The organism is Streptomyces sp. NPDC046465, from assembly GCF_040646035.1.
GTDB lineage: Bacteria > Actinomycetota > Actinomycetes > Streptomycetales > Streptomycetaceae > Streptomyces.
The window spans coordinates 1-23,313 of record NZ_JBEYZK010000050.1 but is presented as its reverse complement, the minus strand read 5'-3'; the positions used below and the strand labels follow the sequence as shown (position 1 = coordinate 23,313).

The 23,313-nt window shown below is 70.1% G+C and carries 22 protein-coding genes; 5 read left to right on the top strand and 17 right to left on the bottom strand.

Annotated elements, in window-relative coordinates:
* Positions 1–63: 63 nt before the first annotated feature.
* The 10 genes from ABZ953_RS38530 to clpB form a co-directional block, all read right to left on the bottom strand.
* Positions 64–477: a DUF3151 domain-containing protein gene (locus tag ABZ953_RS38530; protein ID WP_361734062.1), complete on the bottom strand. Its 414-nt coding sequence runs from the start codon at positions 475–477 to the stop codon at positions 64–66.
* Between the two features lie 84 nt (positions 478–561).
* Entirely contained in the window at positions 562–1,593 is a 1,032-nt protein-coding gene (gene fbaA / locus ABZ953_RS38525) for a class II fructose-bisphosphate aldolase (RefSeq protein ID WP_361734061.1), read from the bottom strand.
* Positions 1,594–1,683: 90 nt separating this feature from the next.
* The gene (pyrE, locus tag ABZ953_RS38520) at positions 1,684–2,232 is read right to left on the bottom strand and encodes an orotate phosphoribosyltransferase (RefSeq protein ID WP_361734059.1); all 549 of its coding nucleotides are present in this window, start codon (positions 2,230–2,232) and stop codon (positions 1,684–1,686) included.
* Positions 2,233–2,262: 30 nt separating this feature from the next.
* Entirely contained in the window at positions 2,263–3,051 is a 789-nt protein-coding gene (locus tag ABZ953_RS38515; RefSeq protein WP_361734057.1) for an aldose 1-epimerase, read from the bottom strand.
* 25 nt (positions 3,052–3,076) lie between these two features.
* The gene (locus tag ABZ953_RS38510) at positions 3,077–3,958 is read right to left on the bottom strand and encodes an SRPBCC family protein (protein WP_361734055.1); all 882 of its coding nucleotides are present in this window, start codon (positions 3,956–3,958) and stop codon (positions 3,077–3,079) included.
* A 59-nt stretch (positions 3,959–4,017) separates the two neighbouring features.
* Positions 4,018–5,586 (bottom strand): polyamine aminopropyltransferase, encoded by a 1,569-nt coding sequence (locus ABZ953_RS38505; RefSeq protein ID WP_361734053.1) that lies wholly within the window; start codon positions 5,584–5,586, stop codon positions 4,018–4,020.
* Positions 5,587–5,676: 90 nt separating this feature from the next.
* Complete coding sequence (locus ABZ953_RS38500) at positions 5,677–6,201, bottom strand: DUF2617 family protein (RefSeq protein WP_361734051.1); 525 nt, start codon at positions 6,199–6,201, stop codon at positions 5,677–5,679.
* Positions 6,202–6,979: 778 nt separating this feature from the next.
* Positions 6,980–8,113: an aminotransferase class I/II-fold pyridoxal phosphate-dependent enzyme gene (locus tag ABZ953_RS38495; protein ID WP_361734066.1), complete on the bottom strand. Its 1,134-nt coding sequence runs from the start codon at positions 8,111–8,113 to the stop codon at positions 6,980–6,982.
* 236 nt (positions 8,114–8,349) lie between these two features.
* Complete coding sequence (locus tag ABZ953_RS38490) at positions 8,350–8,892, bottom strand: YbjN domain-containing protein (protein WP_361734049.1); 543 nt, start codon at positions 8,890–8,892, stop codon at positions 8,350–8,352.
* 240 nt (positions 8,893–9,132) lie between these two features.
* Entirely contained in the window at positions 9,133–11,751 is a 2,619-nt protein-coding gene (gene clpB / locus ABZ953_RS38485) for an ATP-dependent chaperone ClpB (RefSeq protein ID WP_361734047.1), read from the bottom strand.
* Between the two features lie 190 nt (positions 11,752–11,941).
* Here clpB and ABZ953_RS38480 point away from each other — a divergent pair, with 190 nt between their 5' ends.
* Positions 11,942–12,385, top strand: a complete 444-nt coding sequence (locus ABZ953_RS38480) for a pyridoxamine 5'-phosphate oxidase family protein (RefSeq protein WP_361734045.1) — start codon at positions 11,942–11,944, stop codon at positions 12,383–12,385.
* A 104-nt stretch (positions 12,386–12,489) separates the two neighbouring features.
* Here the strand turns inward: ABZ953_RS38480 and ABZ953_RS38475 are convergent, their stop codons facing one another.
* Positions 12,490–12,846: a hypothetical protein gene (locus ABZ953_RS38475; RefSeq protein ID WP_361734043.1), complete on the bottom strand. Its 357-nt coding sequence runs from the start codon at positions 12,844–12,846 to the stop codon at positions 12,490–12,492.
* Positions 12,843–13,007, bottom strand: coding sequence for a hypothetical protein (locus ABZ953_RS38470; protein ID WP_361734041.1), 165 nt, complete (start codon positions 13,005–13,007; stop codon positions 12,843–12,845). Before ABZ953_RS38470 ends, ABZ953_RS38475 begins: the two co-directional genes overlap by 4 nt.
* Before the next feature lie 142 nt (positions 13,008–13,149).
* Here ABZ953_RS38470 and ABZ953_RS38465 point away from each other — a divergent pair, with 142 nt between their 5' ends.
* From ABZ953_RS38465 to ABZ953_RS38455, 3 genes are all read left to right on the top strand, one after another.
* Positions 13,150–14,139 carry a helix-turn-helix transcriptional regulator gene (locus ABZ953_RS38465; RefSeq protein ID WP_361734039.1) on the top strand — a complete coding sequence of 330 codons (990 nt, stop codon included), beginning with the start codon at positions 13,150–13,152 and terminating at the stop codon, positions 14,137–14,139.
* Entirely contained in the window at positions 14,136–15,128 is a 993-nt protein-coding gene (locus ABZ953_RS38460) for a helix-turn-helix transcriptional regulator (protein WP_361734037.1), read from the top strand. The genes ABZ953_RS38465 and ABZ953_RS38460 overlap by 4 nt, the downstream gene beginning before the upstream one ends.
* A 169-nt stretch (positions 15,129–15,297) precedes the next feature.
* On the top strand, positions 15,298–16,278 hold the full coding sequence (locus ABZ953_RS38455; protein ID WP_361734035.1) for a LuxR C-terminal-related transcriptional regulator: 981 nt from the start codon (positions 15,298–15,300) through the stop codon (positions 16,276–16,278).
* A 46-nt stretch (positions 16,279–16,324) separates the two neighbouring features.
* On the opposite strand, the gene ABZ953_RS38450 is transcribed toward ABZ953_RS38455, so the two are convergent.
* The 5 genes from ABZ953_RS38450 to dnaK form a co-directional block, all read right to left on the bottom strand.
* A complete protein-coding gene (locus tag ABZ953_RS38450) occupies positions 16,325–16,834 on the bottom strand; it encodes a hypothetical protein (RefSeq protein ID WP_361734064.1) in 510 nt (169 codons plus the stop codon).
* 119 nt (positions 16,835–16,953) lie between these two features.
* Positions 16,954–17,418, bottom strand: a complete 465-nt coding sequence (locus ABZ953_RS38445) for a helix-turn-helix domain-containing protein (RefSeq protein ID WP_361734033.1) — start codon at positions 17,416–17,418, stop codon at positions 16,954–16,956.
* Position 17,419: 1 nt separating this feature from the next.
* Positions 17,420–18,613, bottom strand: a complete 1,194-nt coding sequence (dnaJ, locus tag ABZ953_RS38440; RefSeq protein ID WP_361734031.1) for a molecular chaperone DnaJ — start codon at positions 18,611–18,613, stop codon at positions 17,420–17,422.
* 42 nt (positions 18,614–18,655) lie between these two features.
* The gene (grpE, locus tag ABZ953_RS38435; RefSeq protein ID WP_361734030.1) at positions 18,656–19,372 is read right to left on the bottom strand and encodes a nucleotide exchange factor GrpE; all 717 of its coding nucleotides are present in this window, start codon (positions 19,370–19,372) and stop codon (positions 18,656–18,658) included.
* Entirely contained in the window at positions 19,372–21,228 is a 1,857-nt protein-coding gene (gene dnaK, locus ABZ953_RS38430; RefSeq protein WP_361734028.1) for a molecular chaperone DnaK, read from the bottom strand. The genes grpE and dnaK overlap by 1 nt, the downstream gene beginning before the upstream one ends.
* Before the next feature lie 316 nt (positions 21,229–21,544).
* On the opposite strand from dnaK, the gene ABZ953_RS38425 reads away from it, so the two are divergent.
* The coding region (locus ABZ953_RS38425) for a (Fe-S)-binding protein (RefSeq protein ID WP_361734026.1) at positions 21,545–23,313 on the top strand (1,769 nt) is incomplete at its 3' end.

Here is a 23,313-nt window from a genome sequence, read left to right as displayed (position 1 = left end):
GCATCCAGACCGGCAAGAACCTCTCCGACCCGGACCGCTTCCGCTTCGACGGCACCGCTCACGTCAGCCGAGCGTCTCCGCCGCGGAGGCGGAAGAATCCCGCAAGAAGCCCGCGCAGCGCTCGTACTCCGCCTGCTCCCCAATCGCCTGCGCAGCCCGCGCAAGCCCGTGCAGCGCCCGCAGGAACCCCCGGTTCGGCTCGTGCTCCCACGGCACCGGGCCGTGGCCCTTCCAGCCACTGCGGCGCAGCGCGTCAAGACCGCGGTGGTACCCGGTACGGGCGTACGCGTACGACTCGACGACACTGCCCCGCTCGAACGCCTCGTCGGCGAGCTGCGCCCAGGCGAGCGAGGACGTGGGGTACTTCGCGGCGACGTCCGCGGGCGCCGCGCCGTTCGCGAGCAGCTCGCGCGGCTCGGGGTCGTCGGGCAGGTGGGTCGGGGGCGGTCCCCCGAGCAGATCCTTGTGAATGGCCATGGGCCCAAGTCTGCGTCATACGCGAACGGGCCCGGCACCCAGGGAAGGGTGCCGGGCCCGTACGGAGCCGTAAGAGCCTGTGGGCTACTTCAGCTTCGTGCCCGTGGAGCGCAGGTTCGCGCACGCCTCGGTGATGCGCTTGGCCATGCCCGCCTCGGCGGCCTTGCCCCAGGTGCGCGGGTCGTACGTCTTCTTCGAGCCGACCTCGCCGTCGACCTTCAGGACGCCGTCGTAGTTGCGGAACATGTGGTCCGCGACGGGACGCGTGAAGGCGTACTGCGTGTCCGTGTCGAGGTTCATCTTCACGACGCCGTTCTCCAGGGCGGTCGCGATCTCCTCGGCGGTGGAGCCGGAGCCGCCGTGGAAGACGAAGTCGAACGGCTGCGAGCCCGCGGGCTTGCCGTGCTTCGCGGCGACGCCCTCCTGGAGGTCCTTGAGGAGCTCGGGGCGCAGGACGACGTTGCCCGGCTTGTAGACGCCGTGGACGTTGCCGAAGGACGCGGCGAGGAGGTAGCGGCCCTTCTCGCCCAGGCCCAGGGCCTCGGCCGTACGCAGCGCGTCGTCGACGGTCGTGTACAGCTCGTCGTTGATCTCGTGCGTGACGCCGTCCTCCTCGCCACCGGTCGGGGTGATCTCCACCTCAAGGATGATCTTCGCGGCGGCGGCCTTCGCGAGCAGCTCCTGGCCGATGGCCAGGTTGTCGGCGAGGGTCTCGGCGGAGCCGTCCCACATGTGCGACTGGAAGAGCGGGTTACGACCGGCCTTGACGCGCTCGGCGGAGATGTCGAGCAGCGGACGGACGTAGGTGTCCAGCTTGTCCTTGGGGCAGTGGTCGGTGTGCAGTGCGACGGTGATGTCGTACTTCGCGGCGACGATGTGCGCGAACTCGGCGAGGGCCACGGCGCCCGTCACCATGTCCTTGTTGTACTGGCCGCCCAGGAACTCCGCACCACCGGTGGAGATCTGGATGATGCCGTCGCTCTCGGCCTCCGCGAAGCCACGCAGGGCCGCGTGCAGGGTCTGCGAGGAGGTCACGTTGATGGCCGGGTAGGCGAACTTGCCTGCCTTCGCCCGGTCGAGCATCTCGGCGTAGACCTCGGGAGTTGCGATGGGCATGTGTCCGCTCCTTGTGATGTGCGGGTATGTGCTTGGCCCTGACCTAAGGGGGCGACGTCATCGTCGCCCCCATCTTTCCAGACGCGGCCGTCAGTCCAGGCCGAGGTCGTCCTTGGAGTACGCGAAGAGATACGGCACGCCCGCGCCCTCGGTGATCTTCTCGCCGGCGCCGGTCGCGCGGTCCACGATCGTGGCGACGCCGACGACCTCGGCGCCCGCCTCGCGGACGGCCTCGACGGCGGTCAGCGGGGAGCCGCCGGTGGTGGAGGTGTCCTCGACGACCAGGACGCGGCGGCCCTTGATGTCCGGGCCCTCGACGCGGCGCTGCATGCCGTGCGCCTTGGCGGCCTTGCGGACGACGAAGGCGTCCAGGCGCTTGCCGCGCGCGGCGGACGCGTGCAGCATCGCGCCCGCGACGGGGTCGGCGCCCATGGTCAGGCCGCCCACCGCGTCGAAGTCGAGGTCCTTCGTGAGGTCGAGCAGGACCTGGCCGACCAGCGGGGCGGCCTCGCCGTCGAGGGTGATCCGGCGGAGGTCGATGTAGTAGTCGGCCTCCAGGCCGGAGGAGAGCGTCACCTTGCCGTGCACGACGGCCTTGTCCTTGATCTGCTGCAGCAGCTCGCCGCGTACGTCAGTCATGCCCTAGAGCTTAAAGGCGCCGAGAACGGCTCAGAGCCGCCGCCAGGTCCACGTGGTCGCCGTCTCCAGCGGCTCGATGGGGGTGACGAGGCGCGGGTCGGTGTTGAGCCCGTTGGGCGGCCCGGTCTGCGGCTCCACGCACACCGCGGCCTCCTGCTCGTCGTAGACGACGACCCACTGTTCGCGGCTCTTGACGTCGATCTCGACCTGTCCGGGCCAGGTCAGCGTCACGTCCACGCCGTCGGGCATGCCGAAGCAGTCGTCCCAGGGGCCGGGCTTCCGGTCGATGCGGCGGCCGGTGGGCAGGTGGTCGTCGCCGCGCTCCTCCTGCCAGGCGGGGGAGAAGTCGATGCGCACGTCCTGGCCGCCGACGTTCCTGTTGAACCAGGGGTGCCAGCCCGCCTGCGCGGGGAAGGAGCCGCCGCGCGTCTCGATGCCGAGGCGCAGCGTCAGGGCCTCCTCGGTGAGCTCCACGATCTGGGTGACGCGGCCGGGGTAGGGCCAGGGGTCGGTCAGGTCGTACGTGAAGACCGCCTCGGTCGCGGAGGTGCGGGCCGTGCGCCACGCGGCGTCGCGGCCGAAGCCGTGGATGGCGTGCGGCGGGGAGTTCTGCGGCATCTGGTGGGCCGTCGCACCGTCCTGGAACCGGCCGTTCTCGATGCGGCCGCACCACGGCACCATCGGGAAGCAGCCGTAGCGCTCCCCCTGCCTGAGCAGCTCGACACCGTCGATGCGCAGACTTCCGATGCGGCAGCCGTTGCCCGGCTGCACGGTCACTTCCGCGGCGCCCGCGGTCAGGGTCACGTCTTCGGTACTCACGGGCCCGACCCTACGGCGTGCGCGGTCAGCGGCGGCGGCGCAGGGCCCTGCCGACGACGATGGCCGAGGCCAGGGCGACGGCGGCGGCGGGCGCGGCCCAGCGGAGCGTGGCACTGGCGGTGAGGGACTCGGGGGCGGGCGCGGGCGCGTACCGGCCGCGGGGCGGGGCGTGGTCGACCTCCTCGGCGGAGCGGCCGATCATGGTGCGGCGCGCGTGGGCGGCCTCGGCGGGCGGTACGTCGATGGTCTCGACGTCGTCCGCGTCCTCGACGTCATCGAGGCCATCGACGTCATCGATGTCATCCATGTCCACCCCGTCGCGCACGTCGCTCGCGTCGTCGACGACGATGTCGTCGAGATCGCCCAGGTCGTCGGCACCGTCCTCGTCCTCGGCCTCGGCCTCGGCCTCGAACACGGTGACGGTGTGTGTCCCGGCCGCGTCGACGGCGACGTCGGTCACCGTGTCGGGCGGCGCCACCGCCCCGAGCCCCTCGGCGAACCGTTCGAGCAGCCGGTGCATCGCGGATTCCACAGCCTGTGGAGAACCTTCGGCGATCCGCCCGTCGGCGACGGCGCCCCCGGCGAACGTCAGGTTCGTCCCGCCGACGGCCGGTGCGAACCGCACGATGAGCGTCAGCTTCACGGACCCGGACCCGCGCACCTCCGCGCCCTCGGCCTCGATCGCGTACGTCCCGTCGCCGCGGGCCTCGGTCCGCGCGGAGCCGCGGTACGTGATGGTATGCCCGCCCTGGCCCCCGACGCGCACCTTGAGGCGCCCGGCGAGCGGACCCGCCGTGTCCTCCGCGTCGCGCTGCAGCCCGGGGACCGCCCCCGCGACCCGCTCGGGGTCGGCCAGGACCTGCCTGAGCCGCTCTGCCGAAACCGGAACGAACACCTCATGCTCCATGGCAGTCGAGCCTACCCACGAGGCCGCCACTTGTACGACTGTTCGTCAAGTGTTGTACGTCAGTTCGCGTAACGCGGATGCACAAGGGTGGACGGCGCGAGCCCCGGCTGCCTGGTCCGCTCGGCCGCGACCGCCCCGGCCCGCACCACTTCGGACCCGGCCGCCCGCAGCAGCACGGGCCCGGTCCGCGAGGCGAGCACGAACCCCCAGTCGCGTACCGCGCGGGCGCTCTGCGCCGTCCGGTCGGGCCCGGCGGCGAACCCGGAGCGGCGGCCGCCCACGCGGTACGGCACGGTCCGCAGCCCCGTCGAACGCAGCGTCGCCTCCACCGTCCAGAAGGTGCGGGGGCGGGCCACCAGCGGGCCCGCGTGCACGGCGAGGCGGCCGGTGCGGGCCAGGACACGGGTGGCGAGGCCGTAGAACTCCTGGGAGTACAGCTTCGTGCTGACGGTGATGCCCGGGTCCGGCAGGTCGGAGATCACCACGTCGTAGCGGGCGCGGGCGGAGCGCAGCCACCGGAAGGCGTCGGCGTTCACCACATGGACCCGCGGGTCGCGGTACGCGTGGCCGTTGAGCTCGCTCAGCGCCCGGTCGTGCCGCGCCAGGTCGACCACGACCGCGTCGAGCTCGACGACGTCGAGGCGGCGCACCCCGCGGTGGCGCAGGATCTCTCGCGCCGCGAGGCCGTCGCCGCCGCCGAGGACCAGGACGCGGGCGTGCGGTCCGCGCATCGCGGGTGCCACGAGGCCCCGGTGGTAGCGCTTCTCGTCGCGTCCGCTGATGCGCAGGCGTCCGTCGAGGAAGAGGCCGAGGGTGGAGCGCCGCCCGCCGGTCAGGACGACTTCCTGGACGTCGGTCTGGACGGCGACCCGGACGTCCGCGCCGTACACAGCGCGCCGGGCGGCCCGCTCGAAGTCGTCGACGAGCACGGCGGCGGAGGCGAGCAGGGAGAGCACGAGGACGTTCGTGGTGAGGAGCACCCAGCGGCCGCGCACGCTGAGGTCGCGGCGGAAGAGCCCGAACACGAGTGCGCCGCCCGCGCAGGCGTTGACCGCGCCGGTGAACAGGGCGCCCGTCAGCTGCCCGAACAGCGGCAGGAGCAGGAAGGGGAAGGCGAGCCCGCCCACCAGGGCGCCCACGTAGTCGGCGGCGAAGAGGTCGGCGACGGCGCCGCCGGCGTCCTGGCGCCGGATGCGCTGGATGAGCACCATCAGGAGCGGCACCTCGGCGCCGATGAGGATGCCGATGGCGAGGGAGAACGCGACGAGCAGGAACCGCGACCCGTCCGCCCACACCTCTCCCCGGTCGCCGGTCCACGCGAACGCCGCGTACAACGCCATGGCACTGCACCCGCCGACCAGCGCGAGCGCCGACTCGACGAGGCCGAACCAGACCGAGGCGCGGCGCCGCAGCCGCTTGGCGAGCAGCGAGCCGATGCCCATGGCGAAGACCATCACGGAGAGCACGACGGAGGCCTGGGTGACGGAGTCACCGATCAAGTACGAGGCGAGGGCGACCAGTTCGAGTTCGTAGACGAGTCCGCAGGCAGCACAGACGAATACGCCCGCGAGAACGAAGAACCGTCCTGTCCTGGCAGAGACCGGCAACTGCACCGAGGGCTCGAGCATCCTGGAACGCTACGTCACCATGCGCTCACTCCGGGTCCCCCACATGGGTGTAACTCCCGTTCCATGCGCGGTTCTGCCCACTGTCAGCACTCACATCGGCACCGGCGTCGGCATCCGCACCCCCACGCGCGTCCGTGTCGCCACCAGCTGGCCGTCCTGCGGGTACGCGTGCCACGTGCGCCACATCAGCGCTCCTTCGTGACGCTGCGCGAGCAGTGCGGTGAAGGCGTGCGGGCTGCCGGGGAACACCCCGGCCAGGCCGTGCGGGTGCTCGGCGACCAGGGCGAGCAACTCCTGGGCCCGGCCCGCGAACTGGCCGCGCGAGAGCGTCTCGACGCGCGCGGCGAATTCGTACTCCCATTCGCCGACGCGCTTGGAGACACCGAGCGGGAGCGGGGTGCTGCTGCCGGGAAGGCAGGCCACGGTCTCGGAACAGCCGCCCTGGTCATCCTCCAGGAGAACCTGGTGCGAGGCGCCGAGCAGTCTCAACTGCATCTTCGCGCCGCCGAAATCGAGCTCCAGGGTGGCGAGCGCGGGCAGTGGCTCGCGCCCCAGGGCCCAGGCGAGATCCGCGGCGCACGTGTCGGTGTACACAGTCTTCAGGGTCGTGAGCATGGGTCGGCTCCGCTAACACTCAATGGAGGTGGGGCCGGCGCACCCGGTTAGATCACCGGGAGGTCGGGATGCCGGCTCGTGCCCACGAGGACGTCATCTGACGGGTATCCAGAACGCTCTCTGCGAAACCTGCGACGTACGTCCTTGGGCGGTGCTGACGTTCAAGAGGGAATCATGGTCGGCGACGCTGCCACTGCGTTTTTACCCAACTTCGTAGGGTTTCCATCCCCATGAGGGCTGCACAGTTCAACTGTTCAGTACGGCGGCAACGCCGGAGCGCCCGGCGGGGGTTGACCACCCCCGCCGGGCGCCCGGTGTGGAACCGGTGGACCAGCTGCCCCGTGTCAGCTGCCTCCGCCGCATCCGCCCCCGCCTCCACCGCACGAGGAGCCACCGCCCCCGCACGAGGAACCACTGCTCCCACAGGACGACCCGCCTCCGCAGGAGTGCCCTCCGCCGTGGTGCCCGCCACCGCCGTCGCCCCCGGCCCCGGCCCACCAGCTGCCGCCGCCCGACGCACCGGACGCGGTACCCGAGCTCCACCGCGAACCCTTACGACGCCGACTGCTTCCCCCGAAGCTGAACACCGCGGCCAAGGCGAGCACGAACACCACGACGAAGACGAAAGCCACGACCATGGCCCTCACACTCCTTCCGTTCCCCCGAAGCAGGTCCCCCGTGGGCCGTGCTTCTTGCGTGCCAGGGAGATGCCCGTGCCGAACCCGGCCCAAAGCAGAGTTGAGGAACTCCAGAGGTTCAGAGCCTGTGTCACAGGCTCTCAGCGCGCCGCGGCGAGCTGCTCCACCGCCTTGCGGATGGAGTCCTCGCGCTTGCAGATCGAGAACCGGACCAGCCAGGCCGGGGCGTCCTGGCTCAGGTAGAACGCCGACGTCGGGATGGCCACGACGCCCGCGCGCTCCGGGAGTTCACGGCAGAAGTCGATGCCGCTCCCGTAACCCCACGGACGTACGTCCGCCTGCAGGAAGTACCCGGCCTCGGCGCGGAAGGGACGCAGGCCCGCGCGGGTGAGCCCCTCGCTCAGTACGTCCCGGTTGGTCCGCAGCGTGTCCCGTACGCCCGCCGCCCACTCCTCCACCGAGCCGAGCGCACGGGCCAGCGCCTCCTGATAGGGCGTGCCCGAGGCGTACGTGAGGAACTGCTTGGCGGAGCCGACCGCCGCGACGAGCGGGGCCGGACCGCAGACCCAGCCGACCTTCCAGCCCGTCACGTTGAAGGTCTTTCCGGCCGACGACACGATCAGCGTCCGCTCGCGCATGCCCGGGAGCGCCGCGATGGGCAGGTGCCGCGCGCCGTCGTCGAAGACGAGGTGCTCGTAGACCTCGTCCGTCACGACCGTCAGCGCGTGCTCGCGGCAGACGTCCGCGACGGCCGCCAGCTCGTCGGCCGTGAAGACCTTCCCTGTGGGGTTGTGCGGGGAGTTGAGCAGGAGCACCCGCGTACGGGGCGTCACGGCGGCCCGCAGCGCGTCGGCGTCGAGGACGAACCCGTCGCCGTCGAGGACGAGGGGAACGCCCACGACACGGGCACCGGCCAGGCGTGCGTCCGCCGCGTAGGCGTCGTAGCAGGGGTCGAAGGCGATGACCTCGTCCCCGGGGTCGCAGAGCGCGAGGAGGGCGGCCGCGAGCGCTTCCGTCGCGCCCGTGGTGACCAGCACCTCTCCGGTGGGCGCGTAGTCGAGCCCGTACCGCCGGAGCTGGTGGGCGGCGATCGCCTCGCGCAGGGCCGGGAAGCCGGTCGCGGGCGGGTACTGGTTGTTGCCGGAGCGCACGGCGTCCGCGACGTCCCGCAGGAGCGCGGGCGGAGCGGCCAGCTCCGGGACGCCCTGCCCGAGGTTCACGGCGCCGGTGCGGCGCGCGAGCTCCGTCATCTCCGTGAAGATCGAGGTCCCCATGTCCCGCACGCGCGCGGCCGGGGCCCACGCCTCGGAACCCACCTCGCCGCGGACGCCCGCCGTCCCCACCGTGTCCATGCGATCCCGCTTTCTCTCGTCCGCCGCCCGGGTGCGCCACTCACCCTAGGCCGAACGGCCCCGCGCAGGACGAGAGCCCGTCCGGAAGCGCTCACCTGGTGGTGTGCGCCCCGGCCGGGCTCTCGTCGGCGTGCGTGTCGCCGTGCGGTGCGGGGCCCTCAGGCCTCGTCGCCGCCGGGCTTCTCCTCGCCCTCGGCCGAGTCGACCTCGGACTCCAGGCCCAGCTGCTCCACGAGCCACTTGTCGAACTCGATCGCGGCGCGCACCCAGCTGACCGTCGACGACACGAAGTGCTCCAGGGAGACACCGGTGCCGATCAGCATCTGGGCCTCGCCGATGAGGCGGACCGTGCCGTCGTCGTGCGTGTGGCTGTAGACCTTCGGCCACAGCGTGCGGCGGTTCCAGTCGTCGATCGACTCAAGGAGCTGCTGCTTGGTCTCGATCGTGTGCGGCCGGTCGTAGAACGTCCGCACCGAGAAGACCTGCTGGTCGTCCTCGCCGCGGAACATGAAGTACGTACGGAACTCCTCCCACGGCGCCGCGAGGTCACCCTCGTCGTCGACGACGTGCTTGAGCTCCATCTGGTCGAGAAGCTGCTTGACCAGGTCCTGGTCGGGGACGACGGGGCCCGCCGGTCCTGCGCCCTGCTGCGGATCGGGCTGGCCCCCGAAATTCGGAATGGAGGACGGGTCGATGCTCACGTGCTTTGTCCCTTCGTATGAATGGCCCCATCCTCTCCCAGGAAGGGGCCCCGGGGGCAAGCCCGGCTACCCACCGTCCGGGTTTCCGCCGTTCGCCGTCTGCGGACGACCGATGGCTGGTCGCGCAGTTCCCCGCGCCCCTGGAGGGCGCTGCGCGCCCGTCAGGGGCGCGGGGAACTGCGCGAGGACGGACCACGACCCGCGGACGGCGATCGAGTTGTCCGGGCAGACGGGCTGCCGTTACAGCGACTTGCCCGAAGACGGTTCCTGTGAGGATGGGCCCACGCTGAGGCCGTCCGCGACCCGGTCCACCCGGACCACGTCCCCGTCCTTGACCTCCCCGGAGAGGATCTCCTTCGCGAGCCGGTCCCCGATGGACGTCTGGATGAGCCGCCGCAGCGGCCGCGCCCCGTACGCCGGATCGTTGCCCTCGTCCGCCAGCCAGGCCAGCGCCTCGGGCGTGACGTCCAGCGTGAGGCGCCGGTCGGCGAGCCGCTTGGCGAGGCGGTTGATCTGCAGCTCGGCGATGTGCGCCAGCTCGTCCCTGCTGAGCGCGGAGAAGACGACGAGGTCGTCGAGCCGGTTGAGGAACTCCGGCTTGAAGGAGGCCCGCACGACTTCGAGGACCTGCTGCTTCTTCTCCTCCTCGCTGGTCAGCGGCTCCACGAGGTACTGACTGCCGAGGTTGGACGTGAGGATCAGGATGGTGTTGCGGAAGTCGACCGTTCGGCCCTGCCCGTCGGTCAGCCGTCCGTCGTCGAGCACCTGGAGCAGGATGTCGAAGACCTCGGGGTGCGCCTTCTCGACCTCGTCGAGCAGCACGACGCTGTACGGGCGCCGCCGCACGGCCTCCGTCAGCTGGCCGCCCTCCTCGTACCCCACGTATCCCGGCGGGGCGCCGACGAGCCGCGCCACGCTGTGCTTCTCGCTGTACTCGCTCATGTCGATGCGGACCATGGCCCGCTCGTCGTCGAAGAGGAAGTCCGCGAGGGCCTTGGCGAGCTCGGTCTTGCCGACACCGGTCGGGCCGAGGAAGAGGAACGAACCGGTGGGCCGGTCGGGGTCGGCGATGCCCGCGCGGGTGCGCCGCACCGCGTCGGACACCGCGCGCACGGCCTCGGTCTGGCCGATGAGGCGGCGGCCCAGCTCGTCCTCCATGCGGAGGAGCTTCTGCGTCTCGCCTTCGAGGAGGCGTCCCGCGGGGATGCCGGTCCAGGATCCGACGACGTCGGCGATGTCGTCGGGGCCGACCTCCTCCTTCACCATGAGGTCCTTGGCCTGGACGGCCTCCTCCTCGGCCTCGGAGGCGACTTCGAGGTCGTGCTCCAGGCTCGGGATCTCGCCGTAGAGCAGCTTGGACGCGGTGTCGAAGTCGCCGTCGCGCTGGGCGCGTTCGGCCTGGCCGCGCAGTTCGTCGAGCTTCTCCTTCAGCTCACCGACGCGGTTGAGGGACTGCTTCTCCTTCTCCCAGCGTGCGGTGAGGCCGCGCAGCTCCTCCTCCTTGTCGGCGAGGTCGCGCCGCAGCTTCTCCAGGCGCTGCTTGCTCGCGGGGTCCGTCTCCTTGCTGAGGGCGAGCTCCTCCATCTTCAGGCGGTCGACGGCGCGCTGGAGTTCGTCGATCTCGACGGGCGAGGAGTCGATCTCCATGCGCAGCCGGGACGCGGCCTCGTCGACGAGGTCGATGGCCTTGTCGGGCAGGAAGCGGGAGGTGATGTACCGGTCGGAGAGGGTGGCGGCGGCGACGAGCGCGCTGTCGGCGATCTGGACCTTGTGGTGCGCCTCGTACCGTCCCTTGAGCCCGCGGAGGATCGCGATGGAGTCCTCGACGCTCGGCTCGGCGACGAGGACCTGCTGGAAGCGCCGCTCAAGGGCGGGGTCCTTCTCGATCCGCTCGCGGTACTCGTCGAGGGTGGTCGCGCCGACCATCCGCAGCTCACCGCGGGCGAGCATGGGCTTGAGCATGTTGCCCGCGTCCATGGCGGAGTCGCCGCCCGCGCCCGCTCCCACGACGGTGTGCAGCTCGTCGATGAACGTGATGACCTGCCCGTCGCTCTCCTTGATCTCGGAGAGGACGGTCTTCAGGCGCTCCTCGAACTCGCCGCGGTACTTCGCACCCGCGACCATGGCGCCCAGGTCGAGGGAGACGAGCCGCTTGTTCTTCAGCGACTCCGGGACGTCGCCCTTCACGATGCGCTGGGCGAGCCCTTCGACGACGGCGGTCTTGCCGACGCCGGGCTCGCCGATGAGGACGGGGTTGTTCTTCGTACGCCGCGACAGGACCTGCACCACGCGCCGGATCTCCTGGTCCCGCCCGATCACCGGGTCGAGCCTGCCCTCGCGGGCGGCGGCGGTGAAATCGGTGCCGAACTTCTCCAAGGCCTTGTACTGGCCCTCGGGGTCGGGTGTGGTCACCCGGCGCCCTCCCCTGGTCTTCTCGAATGCGGCCAGCAGCTTCTTGCTGCCGGCTCCGTGCCGGTTGAGTACGTCCCCGGCCTTGCCGCCCTTCGCGGCGATGCCGATGAGCAGGTGCTCGGTCGACAGGTACTCGTCACCGAGCTCCTTCGCGCGCTTGGCGGCGTCCGCGACGACGGCCAGCATCTCGCGGTCGGGCTGAGGCGGCGCGACGGTGGACCCGGTCACGCTGGGCAGCGCCGCGAGGACCCCCTCGGTGTCCGCGCGCACGGCGGCCTGGTCGGCGTCGGCCGCGGCGAGCAGGTCGACGATGTTCTCGTTGTCCTCGCCCTCCAGCAGCGCGAGCAACAGATGCGCGGCGGTCAGATCGGCGTGACCGTCCTTGACGGCACGGCTGGTGGCCGCGTTGATCGCGTCCCGGCTCCTGTTGGTCAGCTCGGCGTCCACGTGCGCTTCTCCTCCTTACGGGGTCCATCCACGTCGTACGGGTACGTCATACGGATACGTCATACGGGCCTACGGGTTCCACACGCAGGCGCCCGTAACCCCGTAACACTGACTATGCCAACGTACACAAAGTTGAGTCTATTCCACTCAAGGGTGGGCCGGAAAGTCCGGGCGGCTATGTTCCGTACCCATGGCACCTACGGCTCCGACTCCCGCGACCCGGCGCGTCGACCTCTCCGACCCGCCCGAGTCCTACCTCAGCTTCTGGCGTGAACGGCGCGTATGCACCCTGACGACCCCGCGCCCGGACGGCACGCCGCACGTGGTGCCGGTCGGCGTGACGTACGACCCGGAGGCGGGCGTCGCCCGGGTCCTCGCGCGCAGGACGAGCCGGAAGGTCGCCAACATCCTGGCGGCGGCGGGCACGGAGGGCACCGGGGCGCGGGTGGCGGTCTGCCAGTTCGAGGGCCGACGCTGGGCGACGCTGGAGGGGATCGCGGAGATTCGCACGGACCCGGCGGCGATCGCGGAGGCGGAACGCCGCTACGAGGAGCGCTACGAGCGCCGCCCGTCCCCGAACCCGGACCGGGTCCTGATCGAGATCAAGCTGACGCGAGCACTGGGAAAAACCTGACACAGGCTCCGAGCACACCACAGCGGCACCACCGTGTTCAGGTCCACGGTGGCGCCGCTGCTGGGGGAAGCGCCTGCGCGATTTACAACGACGGGGGAATCGCGTCAGGCACTGCGGGGGGTGGCTGTGATGTTGTCCTGGGCGCTCGCGGCGCCCTCGTCGTGCTGGTCCTGGCCGCCGACCACCTGGTGGTCGCGCCGGTCGAGATTGACGAAGACCATCCCGTACCGGATGGCGCAGCGCACGGGCTGCGGCGCGCCGCGGGGCCTGCGCAGGCAGCGGTACGCCCTTATCTCTTCCTCGTCGTCACGCGTGACGACGATCGGCTCGCCGAGCAGGGTCACCATCAACGAGTCGCCGCGGTGGGGGATCGCGGTCACGAGGTCGATGAAGTGCCAACCGGAGCGGTAGGCGGTGGCCATTTCCCGGCGGAAGGTACGGTCGTCAGGAGGCGTGCTCATGCCTTGCCACCCTCCGGCAGCACGTGCCAGGACAGGTCCGGCGGCGGCGCGGACACCGTGGACCCCCCAGCAGGTGCGCTGTGCCAGGAGAGATCCAGGGTGGTCACCGTGCCCAGGGCCAGCCCGACGGAGAAGGTGGTGACAAGCACCGAGCGAAGCATGCGCTTAAACATGATCGGCTTCGTCCTCACTTGGTAGATTTCTCTCCCCCGGCTCTAGAGACGATGTCTCAATTGAGCACGTCAAAGCCACAGGGTCGATGCATCATGTTCCTGCACGTTCAGGACCCTGGGGGGTGGAGATTTGCTAACAACAGGCACCAAACCGACACATCCTCACCCCTCAGTGCCTCTATGCGACGAGGGCGCGAGGCTCTACGCCCATGCGTTGGCCAATGGTCGCCTGGCCCGCTCCGAGGCCGAGAACACGCCCTGCCTCCTGGAATCCAGCCTGCTGCACCCCGACCCGGACGACGGCGGCTGGTTGCGTCCGGTTTCCCCCGCCGCCGCGCTCGCTCAGCGCCTCAATCCCCTCGAACGGGAGATCCGGGACCGGCGGAGGCTCGCCGTGCAGCTCACAGACATTTTCGAGCCATTCATGGCCATCACCGCCCGTGCCGAGCCGACGAGCCCCTCGATCGCGGTCCTGGAGAACAACCAGCACATCGACGCCGCCATCGAGCGCGCCACGGCCGAGTGCACCTTCGAGATACTCACCGCCCAGCCGGGTGGCGGCCGCAGCGAGGACTCGCTCACCGTGGCACTCCAGCGCGGACAGACCGTACTCGACCGCGGCATCACCATGCGCACGCTCTACCAGCACACCGTCCGCCACAGCCAGGGAACTCTGGCCTACGCGGCACGCATGGCCAAGGGCAATGTACAGATCAGAACCCTTGAAGAACTGATCGACCGGCTGATGATCTTCGACCGCACGGTCGCCCTCATTCCCGCTCGCGAAGACCGCCAAGTGGCCCTGGAACTCCGCCACCCCGGCATCGTCGAATACCTCGCCAAAGTCTTCGAGCACCAGTGGAGCAAAGCCACTCCCCTCATCGACGAAGTGCCGTACGCGCCCTCGTCCGACGGGATCACCGGCGTCCAGCGCTCCATCGCCAAACTCCTCATCGACGGCCACGTCGACGAGGCCATCGCCCGCCGCCTCGGCATGAACGTCCGCACCTGCCGCGCCCACATCGCCAAGATCGCCGCCGCCCTCGGCAGCGGCAGCCGCGCCCAGCTCGGCTATCTCATCGCCCAGTCGGGCATCCTCGACCAGGAACGCCCGAAGTGACGGCCGGGTCCCACCCCCACGGCCCCAGCGAACTCTGCGAAGCAGGAACCGCGCTGTACGCCCGCGCCCTGCGCGAGACCCGCGTGGCGCGGGCGGACGCCGAACCGTCGCCCTGCCTCGTCGACTTCGGACTGCTGCACCCGGACGCCGACGACCCCCGGTGGCTCCTCCCGGCCCCGCCGGCGACCGCGCTGCCCCCGCTGCTCGAAGGCATCCAGCGGCGCATCGCCGCGCAGCGCCTCAGCGAGACCCGCCTCGCCACGGCGTTCGAGCCGCTCATGGAGCTGGCCCGCAGTACGGTGCGGACCTCCGCGCCCTGTGCCATCACCGTGCTGCACGAACTGCCCGAGATCCAGGAGGCGGTGAGCCGCGCGCTGTCCGGGCACGGCACCGGCGCCGGTCCCGGCCAGGAGATGCTCTCCATCCAGCCCGGCGGGGTCCAGCCCCCCGTGGTACTGGACCAGTTCCTCGCGGAGGTACGCGGCGTCCTCGCCAGAGGCGGCCGGCTGCGCACCCTCTACCAGCACACGACGCGCCACTCCCTGCCCGTCTTCGCGTACCACGAGACACTCGACGGCGACACCGAGGTCCGCACGCTGGCGGAGGTCCCCGAGCGGCTCTTCGTCCTCGACCGGACCGTCGCGTTCATCCCCGCGAACAGGGACCACACCGCGGCGCTCGAGATCCGCCACCCCGCCCTCATCGAGTACTTCGTGACGGCCTTCGAGCGCCTCTGGCGCCTCGCCGTGCCGCTGGATCCGCGCGTCGCACCGCTCCCCGCGGACAACGGCGTCACCCCCCGCCAGCGCGCCATCGCCACCCTCCTCGTCGAGGGCCTCACCGACGCCGACATCGCCGAGCGCCTCGGCATGAACATCCGTACCGCCCGCATCCACATCGCCAAACTCGCCGCCACGCTCGGCAGCGGCAGCCGGGCCCAACTCGGCTATCTCATCGGCCAGTCGGACATTCTCGGCCAAGATCGGTGAGTGCGTGGTGAGGCCGTTCCGCGCCGGACGGCCCGCACGGCTCAGGCGCACATAACCGGTCACGCGGAAGCCGCCGTCCAGAAGCAGACACTTCAACTACGGCGTCCGGCCCGCCCCGTCCCCGCCTGCATAGAATCGCGACGCTTCAACCAGGCAGGAGGGGGCCCGCATGGCCACGAAGCACGCACCGCACGCCGTCGAAGAGCTCTGTACGGCAGGACTTTCCGTGTACAGCCGTGCCGTGCGCGAGGGCCGTATCCACCACACCGAGACCGAACCGGCACCCTGCCTCATGGAGCTCGGCCTCCTCCAGCCCGGCCTCGACGGCCTGCAGTGGTTGCAGCCCACCGCCCCCGCCGTCGCCCTGCCCCGGCTCCTGCGCACCATGGAGGACCGCGTCCAGGACCAGCTCTGCCGAGAGGCCAGGACCGGCGCGTCGTTCGACCCGTTCCTCTCCCTCGGCGCGCAGTCGGGCCCTCACCTCTCGGCCCCCACCATCACCGTCCTCGACGGCCTCGACCGCATCAACTCGGCCATTGACCGGGCCATGAACGAGGTCACGGAGGAGTTCCTCGCGGTCCAGCCCGGCGGCACCCGGCCCCCCGAGACCCTGGCCGAAGTCTTCCCGCGGGACCAGGCGATCCTGACCCGGGGCTGCCGCATGCGCACCCTCTACCAGCACACGACACGCCACTCCCTGCCCGTGCTCGCCTACTTCGAGCAGCTGGACGGCGACACCGAGGCCCGCACCCTCGACGAGGTCACCGACCGGCTCTTCGTCTTCGACCGCACCGTGGCCTTCATACCGGCGAGCAGGGACCGCAGCGTCGCCCTCGAACTCCGCCACCCGGCCCTGGTCGAGTACTTCGCCACCACGTTCTGGCGGCTGTGGCGGCTGGCCACCCCCATGTGGCCGCAGGCCGCCCCCGAACCCTCCGAGAACGGCATCACCACCCGCCAGTACGCCGTCGCGGGGCTCCTCGTCGAAGGCCTCACCGACGCGGAGATAGCGGACCGCCTCGGCATGAACATCCGTACCGCCCGCGTCCACATCGCCAAACTCGCCGCCACCCTGGGCAGCCACAGCCGCGCCCAGCTCGGCTACCTCATCAGCCGCTCAGGAATCCTGGCCCGCCAGCAGGACCACTGAGGGTCCGCCAGCAGGACCTCTGAGAGAACGCCTGCCCGGGAAGGCCTCAGCCCCCCGCCTCCGCCACCCACTCCCGCAGCAGCCTCTCCCGCTCCGCCGCCCGCGGCGACCCGCCCTCGTGGCGGCGGCCCCAGTCCGCCATCGCCGTCAGCGTGGTGATCAAGGTGCCCGCGCCCTCCGTCAGGCGGGACAGGAGGGTGCGGGAGAGGTCGTACTCGCGCTGGGAGTAGCCGATCGCCGCCGCGGTGTACGCCGTCAGTTCCGTGTCGGTGTCCTCCGCGTCCGCCAGCCGCACCGTCATCCTCGGCGCCTCGTCACCGCTGCCGAAGCCGACGGAGAGCACCATGTCGACCGCCGCGCCCACGTGCCGCTTCAGCGTCTTCACCGGCACGTCGTCGACCGTCAGCGCGTGCACGTCCTCCCACGGCCACATGGCGGACTGCCCGTCGCCCAGGGCCAGTACGCCCTCCGGGGTCAGCCGCACCCCGGGGGCGAGCCCGGCCGGCTTCGCGCCCACGTACACATCGCCCTCGGCGATCCAGAACAGCCCCACCATGGCCACGGTCGGCTCAACTCCCCCGGGTAGTCCCCATCAAGTCACCATCACACATCACGACAGGGCCGGGAGGTTGTCACCTCCCGGCCCTGTACGAGGGTACTGAAACCCCCGGCAAGCTACTGCTCGGTCGCCCGCTTGGGGCGCCACACCACCAGTGCGCTCGCCTGCTGCACGTCCTGATAGGGGACGAGGTCACGGCGGTACGAGGCGTGCACCGCCGCTTCGCGTTGCTGCATGGCGGTGGCGGCTCCCTCGACGGCCGCGGAGAGCTCCGCGACGCGCGACTGGAGCGCGGCCACCTGGTTCTCCAGCTCGATGATGCGCTTGATGCCGGCGAGGTTGATGCCCTCCTCCTGCGACAACTGCTGCACGGTGCGCAGCAGTTCGATGTCGCGGGCGGAGTACCGCCGGCCGCGGCCCGCGGTGCGGTCCGGGGAGACGAGACCGAGGCGGTCGTACTGCCGCAGGGTCTGCGGATGCAGGCCGGAGAGCTGAGCGGCCACCGAAATGACGTACACCGGCGTCTCGTCGGTGAGTTGGTACGCCCTGCCCAGTCCGGGCTGTCGACGACGGCCGTCCATCTCATGCTCCCTTCGCGGCCTGGAACAGGTCTGCCCGCGGGTCGTCGCCCGCAGTCGCCTTGCGGTAGGACCCCAGGGCTTCCCTCGCCTCGTCCGACAGGGAGGTCGGAACCGCTACCTCCACCGTCACGAGCAGATCGCCCCGGGAGCCGTCCTTACGGACCGCGCCCTTGCCGCGGGCCCGCATCGTACGGCCGTTGGGTGTGCCGGCGGGCAGCTTCAGGGTGACGGGCGGGCCGCCCAGAGTGGGCACCTTCACCTCGCCGCCCAGCGCCGCCTCGGGGTACGAGACCGGCACCGTGACCGTGAGGTTGTCACCCTTGCGGCCGAAGACCGGGTGGGCGTCGACATGCACGACCACGTACAGATCACCGGCCGGGCCGCCCCGCTCGCCGGGCGCGCCCTTGCCGCGCAGGCGGATGCGCTGCCCGTCCGAGACACCGGCCGGAATCCGCACCTGCATCGTCCGGGACGACTTGGCGCGGCCGCTGCCGCCGCAGACCTCACAGGGGTCCTGGGCGATCAGCCCACGGCCCTTGCAGTCCATGCACGGGTCGGTGAGGGAGAACCCGCCGCCTCCGCCCCGCGAGACCTGGCCCGTGCCGACACAGGTCGGGCACACGCGCGGCGTGCCGTTCTTGTCGCCGGTGCCGGAACACGCCTTGCAGGGCGCCTGGGAGGACATGCGGAGCGGCACCGTCGCGCCGTCCACCGCCTCCGTGAAACTCAGCGTGACCTCGGACTCGATGTCCTGGCCGCGCCTCGGCTGCGTACGCGTGCCGGCTCCGGCACCCGCGCCGCCGCGGTTGAACAGGCCCCCGAAGACGTCACCGATGCCGCCCCCGAAGCCGCCGCCGGCCGCTCCGCCACCGCCCTGGGCGCCGCCTCCGAAGAGGTCGCCCAGGTCGAAGTTGAACGATCCGCCGCCGCCTCCGGGGCCTTGCCGGAATCCGCCGTTGCCGAAGAGAGCACGCGCTTCGTCGTACTCCTTGCGCTTCTTGGGGTCACCGAGGACGTCATTCGCCTCGGAGACCTCCTTGAAGCGCTCCTCCGCCTTCGGATTGCCCTTGTTGGCGTCCGGGTGGTTCTCGCGGGCGAGCTTCCGGTACGCCTTCTTGATCTCGGCTTCGGTGGCGTCCTTGGGGACGCCGAGGACCTTGTAGTAGTCCTTCTCGATGAAGTCCTTGGTGCTCATCCTCGACGTACCCCCTTTCGGTACTCCGTTGTCAGTGCAACGTCAGCCCTCGTCCGGGCCACCGCTGTCCTTGCTCGTCGGGTCTGTCGGCTCGGCCGACTCGGCGTCGGCCTCGGCCGTCTCGCCCTTGACCGTCTGCGCGCCGGGCTGCGGCTCGGCGACGGCCACCCGCGCGGGGCGGATGGTGCGCTCGCCGATGCGATACCCCGGCTGCAGGATCGCGACGCACGTCGTCTCGGTGACGTCCGGTGCGTAGCTGTGCATCAGGGCTTCGTGGATCGTCGGGTCGAAGGGCTCGCCCTCCTTGCCGAACTGCTGCAGCCCCAGCTTGGCGACGACGGTCTCGAGAGACTCCGCCACCGACTTGAAGCCGCCCACCAGCTCGCCGTGCTCACGGGCCCGGCCGATGTCGTCGAGGGTCGGGAGGATCTCGGAGAGGAGGTTCGCCGAGGCGATCTCCTTCACCGTCACCTTGTCCCGCTCCACCCGACGGCGGTAGTTCTGATACTCGGCCTGCAGCCGCTGGAGGTCCGCGGTGCGCTCGTTGAGCGCGGTGCGCACCTGATCCAGCTGGGCGGTCAGGCCCACATCCTGTACATCCTGTGCGGACGTCTTGCTGTCCGTGTCCCCGGCCGGGGCCGCCGCGCCCTCCTCGGTGGAGGGCTCGGCGGCCTTCGGCGCAGCGTCATCAGAGGTGGCGCCAGAGGGGACGTCGGGCTTCTCGGCGCTGTCGCCGAAACCCGGGGTCTCCTCGGTCATCAGGCAGCGCCGCCCTTCGCGTCACCGGGCTTCTCGTCGTCCACGATCTCGGCGTCGACGACGTCGTCGTCGGCCTTGGCCTCGGCGTCGGGACCGGGGGCGGCACCCTCGGCACCGGCGGCCTGGGCGTCGGCGTACATGGCCTGGCCCAGCTTCTGCGAGACGGCGGCGACCTTCTCGGTGGCGGTGCGGATCTCGGCCGTGTCCTCGCCCTTGAGCTTCTCCTTCAGCTCGCCGACGGCGGTCTCGACCTCGGTCTTCACGTCACCCGGAACCTTGTCCTCGTTGTCCTTGAGGAACTTCTCCGTCTGGTAGACGAGCTGCTCGCCCTGGTTGCGGGACTCGGCGGCCTCGCGGCGGGCGTGGTCCTCGTCCGCGTACTTCTCGGCCTCTTCGCGCATCCGGTTGACCTCGTCCTTCGGCAGCGAGGAGCCACCGGTGACGGTCATCTTCTGCTCCTTGCCCGTGCCCAGGTCCTTCGCGGTCACGTGCATGATGCCGTTGGCGTCGATGTCGAAGGCGACCTCGATCTGCGGGACGCCGCGGGGCGCCGGGGGCAGACCGGTCAGCTCGAACATGCCGAGCTTCTTGTTGTACGCCGCGATCTCGCGCTCGCCCTGGTAGACCTGGATCTGGACGGACGGCTGGTTGTCCTCGGCCGTCGTGAAGATCTCGGAGCGCTTGGTCGGGATCGTGGTGTTGCGCTCGATGAGCTTGGTCATGATCCCTCCCTTGGTCTCGATGCCGAGGGACAGCGGGGTGACGTCGAGGAGCAGGACGTCCTTGACCTCGCCCTTGAGGACACCGGCCTGCAGGGCGGCGCCGATGGCGACGACCTCGTCCGGGTTCACGCCCTTGTTGGCGTCCTGGCCGCCGGTCAGCTCCTTGACGAGCTCCGCGACGGCGGGCATACGGGTCGAGCCACCGACGAGAACGACGTGGTCGATCTCGGAGAGCTGGATGCCCGCGTCCTTGATGACGTTGTGGAACGGCGTCTTGCAGCGCTCCAGAAGGTCGGACGTGAGCTGCTGGAACTGGGCGCGCGTGAGCTTCTCGTCCAGGTGCAGCGGGCCCTCGGCGGAGGCCGTGATGTACGGCAGGTTGATCGTGGTCTCCGTGGAGGAGGACAGCTCGATCTTGGCCTTCTCGGCTGCCTCGCGCAGGCGCTGGAGCGCCATCTTGTCCTTGCCCAGGTCCACGCCGTGGCCGTTGTTGAACTGCTTGACCAGGTAGTCGACGACGCGCTGGTCCCAGTCGTCACCACCGAGGTGGTTGTCGCCGTTCGTGGCCTTCACCTCGACGACGCCGTCGCCGATCTCCAGGAGGGACACGTCGAACGTGCCGCCACCGAGGTCGAAGACGAGGATCGTCTGGTCGTCCTTGTCGAGGCCGTACGCGAGAGCGGCGGCGGTCGGCTCGTTGACGATGCGCAGGACGTTCAGACCCGCGATCTCACCGGCCTCCTTGGTGGCCTGGCGCTCGGAGTCGTTGAAGTACGCCGGGACGGTGATGACCGCGTCGGCCACCTTCTCGCCCAGGTACGACTCGGCGTCGCGCTTCAGCTTCTGCAGGATGAACGCCGAGATCTGCTGGGGGTTGAACCCCTTGTCGTCGATGTCCACCTTCCAGTCGGTGCCCATGTGGCGCTTGACCGACCGGATGGTCCTGTCGACGTTCGTGACCGCCTGGCGCTTGGCCACCTCGCCGACCAGCACCTCGCCGTTCTTCGCGAAGGCGACGACGGACGGCGTGGTCCTGGCACCCTCGGCGTTGGTGATGACGGTGGGCTCGCCGCCTTCGAGAACGCTGACGACGGAGTTAGTCGTGCCCAGGTCGATGCCGACCGCACGTGCCATTTCGGTTCCTCCAGAGGTACATCTTGAGTGGATCTGACTCAAGGATGCATGAGCGCCGCGCTTGCGTCAACAGAAGTGAGTCGGGGGCACTCAACTCTTATCCTGTGCTTACGCGCAGGTAGGCCCCGGATGGCGCACTGGGACGCCTCGCGCCGCGAAGGGTTGCCTGAACGAGGCGAACCACCGCCTCCCTGACTACAGTGCGGCGGAGCAATGGGCAGTAATGGGCAGCCCCAGATGGACTGCCGGACTGCATAAGTACCGCTATACGCACCGCTTGGCAGAACTTCGCCTCGCAGGTTCGAGGAGCCCCCACATGCAACTCGCCGCGATCATCGTGTCGCTGGTCCTCATCGCGGTCGGCGTCGCGCTGTTCAGCCGTGCCATCGTGCAGATCTACCGGTTCGTCCGGCTCGGTCAGCCCGTGCCCGCCGGTCTCAGGACCGACAATCCCTGGCAGCGTGCCCTCACCGTGGTCAAGGAGTTCCTCGGCCATACGCGCATGAACAGGTGGGGCATCGTCGGCTTCGCGCACTGGTTCGTGGCGGTGGGCTTCTTCACGCTGCTGCTGACGATCGTGAACGCCGTCGGCCAGCTCTTCCGGGCCGACTGGCTCCTGCCGGTCATCGGCGACTGGGCACCGTACAACGTCTTCGTCGAGTTCATCGGCACGATGACGGTGGTCGGCATCCTCACGCTGATCGTCATCCGCCAGCTGAACCGCCCCGACGGGCCGGGCCGCAAGTCCCGCTTCGCGGGCTCCAAGACCGGCCAGGCGTACTTCGTCGAGGCCGTCATCCTCATCGTCGGCGTCTGCATCTTCACGCTGCACGCCCTGGAGGGCGCCCAGCACCACGTCGACGGCTACGAGGCCTCGTTCTTCCTCTCGTACCCGTTCGTCTCCTGGTTCGGCGGGATGGACCTCTCCACCCTGCAGAACCTCACGTACTTCTTCGCCGGGCTGAAGATCGCCACCTCGTTCATCTGGATGATCGTGGTCGGCCTGAACACCAACATGGGGGTCGCCTGGCACCGCTTCCTCGCCTTCCCGAACATCTTCTTCAAGCGCGAGGCGGACGGCGGCACGACGCTCGGCGAGCTCCAGCCGATGACGTCCGGCGGCAAGCCGATCGACTGGGAGGACCCGGCCGAGGACGCCGTCTTCGGCGTCTCCCAGGTCGAGCAGTTCTCCTGGAAGGGCCTGCTGGACTTCTCCACCTGCACGGAGTGCGGGCGCTGCCAGTCGCAGTGCCCCGCCTGGAACACCGGCAAGCCGCTGTCCCCGAAGCTGCTGATCATGTCGCTGCGCGACCACTCCCATGCCAAGGCGCCGTACTTGCTTGCCGGTGGCGGCAAGACCATGGAGGGCGAGGAGAAGGCGAGTGCCGAGCAGCTGAAGGACGTTCCCGCTGCCGCGCTGGCGGAGGCCGAGCGGCCGCTGATCGGCACGGTCGAGGAGAACGGTGTCATCGATCCTGACGTCCTGTGGTCCTGCACCACCTGTGGCGCCTGTGTCGAGCAGTGCCCCGTCGACATCGAGCACATCGACCACATCGTCGACATGCGCCGCTACCAGGTCATGATCGAGAGCGCGTTCCCCTCCGAGGCCGGAACGATGCTCAAGAACCTGGAGAAGAAGGGCAACCCCTGGGGCCTGGCCAAGAAGCAGCGCCTGGAATGGCTCAAGGAACTCGACTTCGAGGTTCCGGTCGTCGGCAAGGACATCGAAGACCTCACCGACGTCGAGTACCTGTACTGGGTCGGCTGCGCCGGAGCCCTCGAAGACCGCGCCAAGAAGACCACCAAAGCCTTCGCCGAGCTCCTGCACATGGCGGGCGTCACCTTCGCCATCATGGGCGGCGACGAGAAGTGCACCGGCGACTCCGCACGCCGCCTGGGCAACGAACCCCTCTTCCAGCAACTCGGCCAGGAAAATGTCGCGATGCTGAACATGGCGTTCGGCGAGGACGACGAGTACGAGTCGACCAAGAAGCCCAAGGCCGCGAAGAAGATCGTCGCGACCTGCCCGCACTGCCTCAACACCCTGGGCAACGAATACCCCCAGCTCGGCGGAGACTACGAAGT

Coding starts and splice junctions, on each gene's coding strand:
- pyrE (WP_361734059.1), bottom strand. CDS start 2,232: ATGACTGACGTACGCGGCGAGCTGCTGCAGCAGATCAAGGACAAGGCC.
- grpE (WP_361734030.1), bottom strand. CDS start 19,372: ATGACCGAGGAGACCCCGGGTTTCGGCGACAGCGCCGAGAAGCCCGAC.
- ABZ953_RS38445 (WP_361734033.1), bottom strand. CDS start 17,418: ATGGACGGCCGTCGTCGACAGCCCGGACTGGGCAGGGCGTACCAACTC.
- ABZ953_RS38495 (WP_361734066.1), bottom strand. CDS start 8,113: ATGGGGACCTCGATCTTCACGGAGATGACGGAGCTCGCGCGCCGCACC.
- ABZ953_RS38475 (WP_361734043.1), bottom strand. CDS start 12,846: ATGAGCACGCCTCCTGACGACCGTACCTTCCGCCGGGAAATGGCCACC.
- fbaA (WP_361734061.1), bottom strand. CDS start 1,593: ATGCCCATCGCAACTCCCGAGGTCTACGCCGAGATGCTCGACCGGGCG.
- ABZ953_RS38450 (WP_361734064.1), bottom strand. CDS start 16,834: ATGGTGGGGCTGTTCTGGATCGCCGAGGGCGATGTGTACGTGGGCGCG.
- ABZ953_RS38480 (WP_361734045.1), top strand. CDS start 11,942: ATGGCACCTACGGCTCCGACTCCCGCGACCCGGCGCGTCGACCTCTCC.
- ABZ953_RS38455 (WP_361734035.1), top strand. CDS start 15,298: ATGGCCACGAAGCACGCACCGCACGCCGTCGAAGAGCTCTGTACGGCA.
- ABZ953_RS38510 (WP_361734055.1), bottom strand. CDS start 3,958: ATGGAGCATGAGGTGTTCGTTCCGGTTTCGGCAGAGCGGCTCAGGCAG.
- ABZ953_RS38530 (WP_361734062.1), bottom strand. CDS start 477: ATGGCCATTCACAAGGATCTGCTCGGGGGACCGCCCCCGACCCACCTG.
- ABZ953_RS38500 (WP_361734051.1), bottom strand. CDS start 6,201: ATGCTCACGACCCTGAAGACTGTGTACACCGACACGTGCGCCGCGGAT.
- ABZ953_RS38505 (WP_361734053.1), bottom strand. CDS start 5,586: ATGCTCGAGCCCTCGGTGCAGTTGCCGGTCTCTGCCAGGACAGGACGG.
- ABZ953_RS38470 (WP_361734041.1), bottom strand. CDS start 13,007: ATGCTTCGCTCGGTGCTTGTCACCACCTTCTCCGTCGGGCTGGCCCTG.
- dnaJ (WP_361734031.1), bottom strand. CDS start 18,613: ATGAGCACCAAGGACTTCATCGAGAAGGACTACTACAAGGTCCTCGGC.
- dnaK (WP_361734028.1), bottom strand. CDS start 21,228: ATGGCACGTGCGGTCGGCATCGACCTGGGCACGACTAACTCCGTCGTC.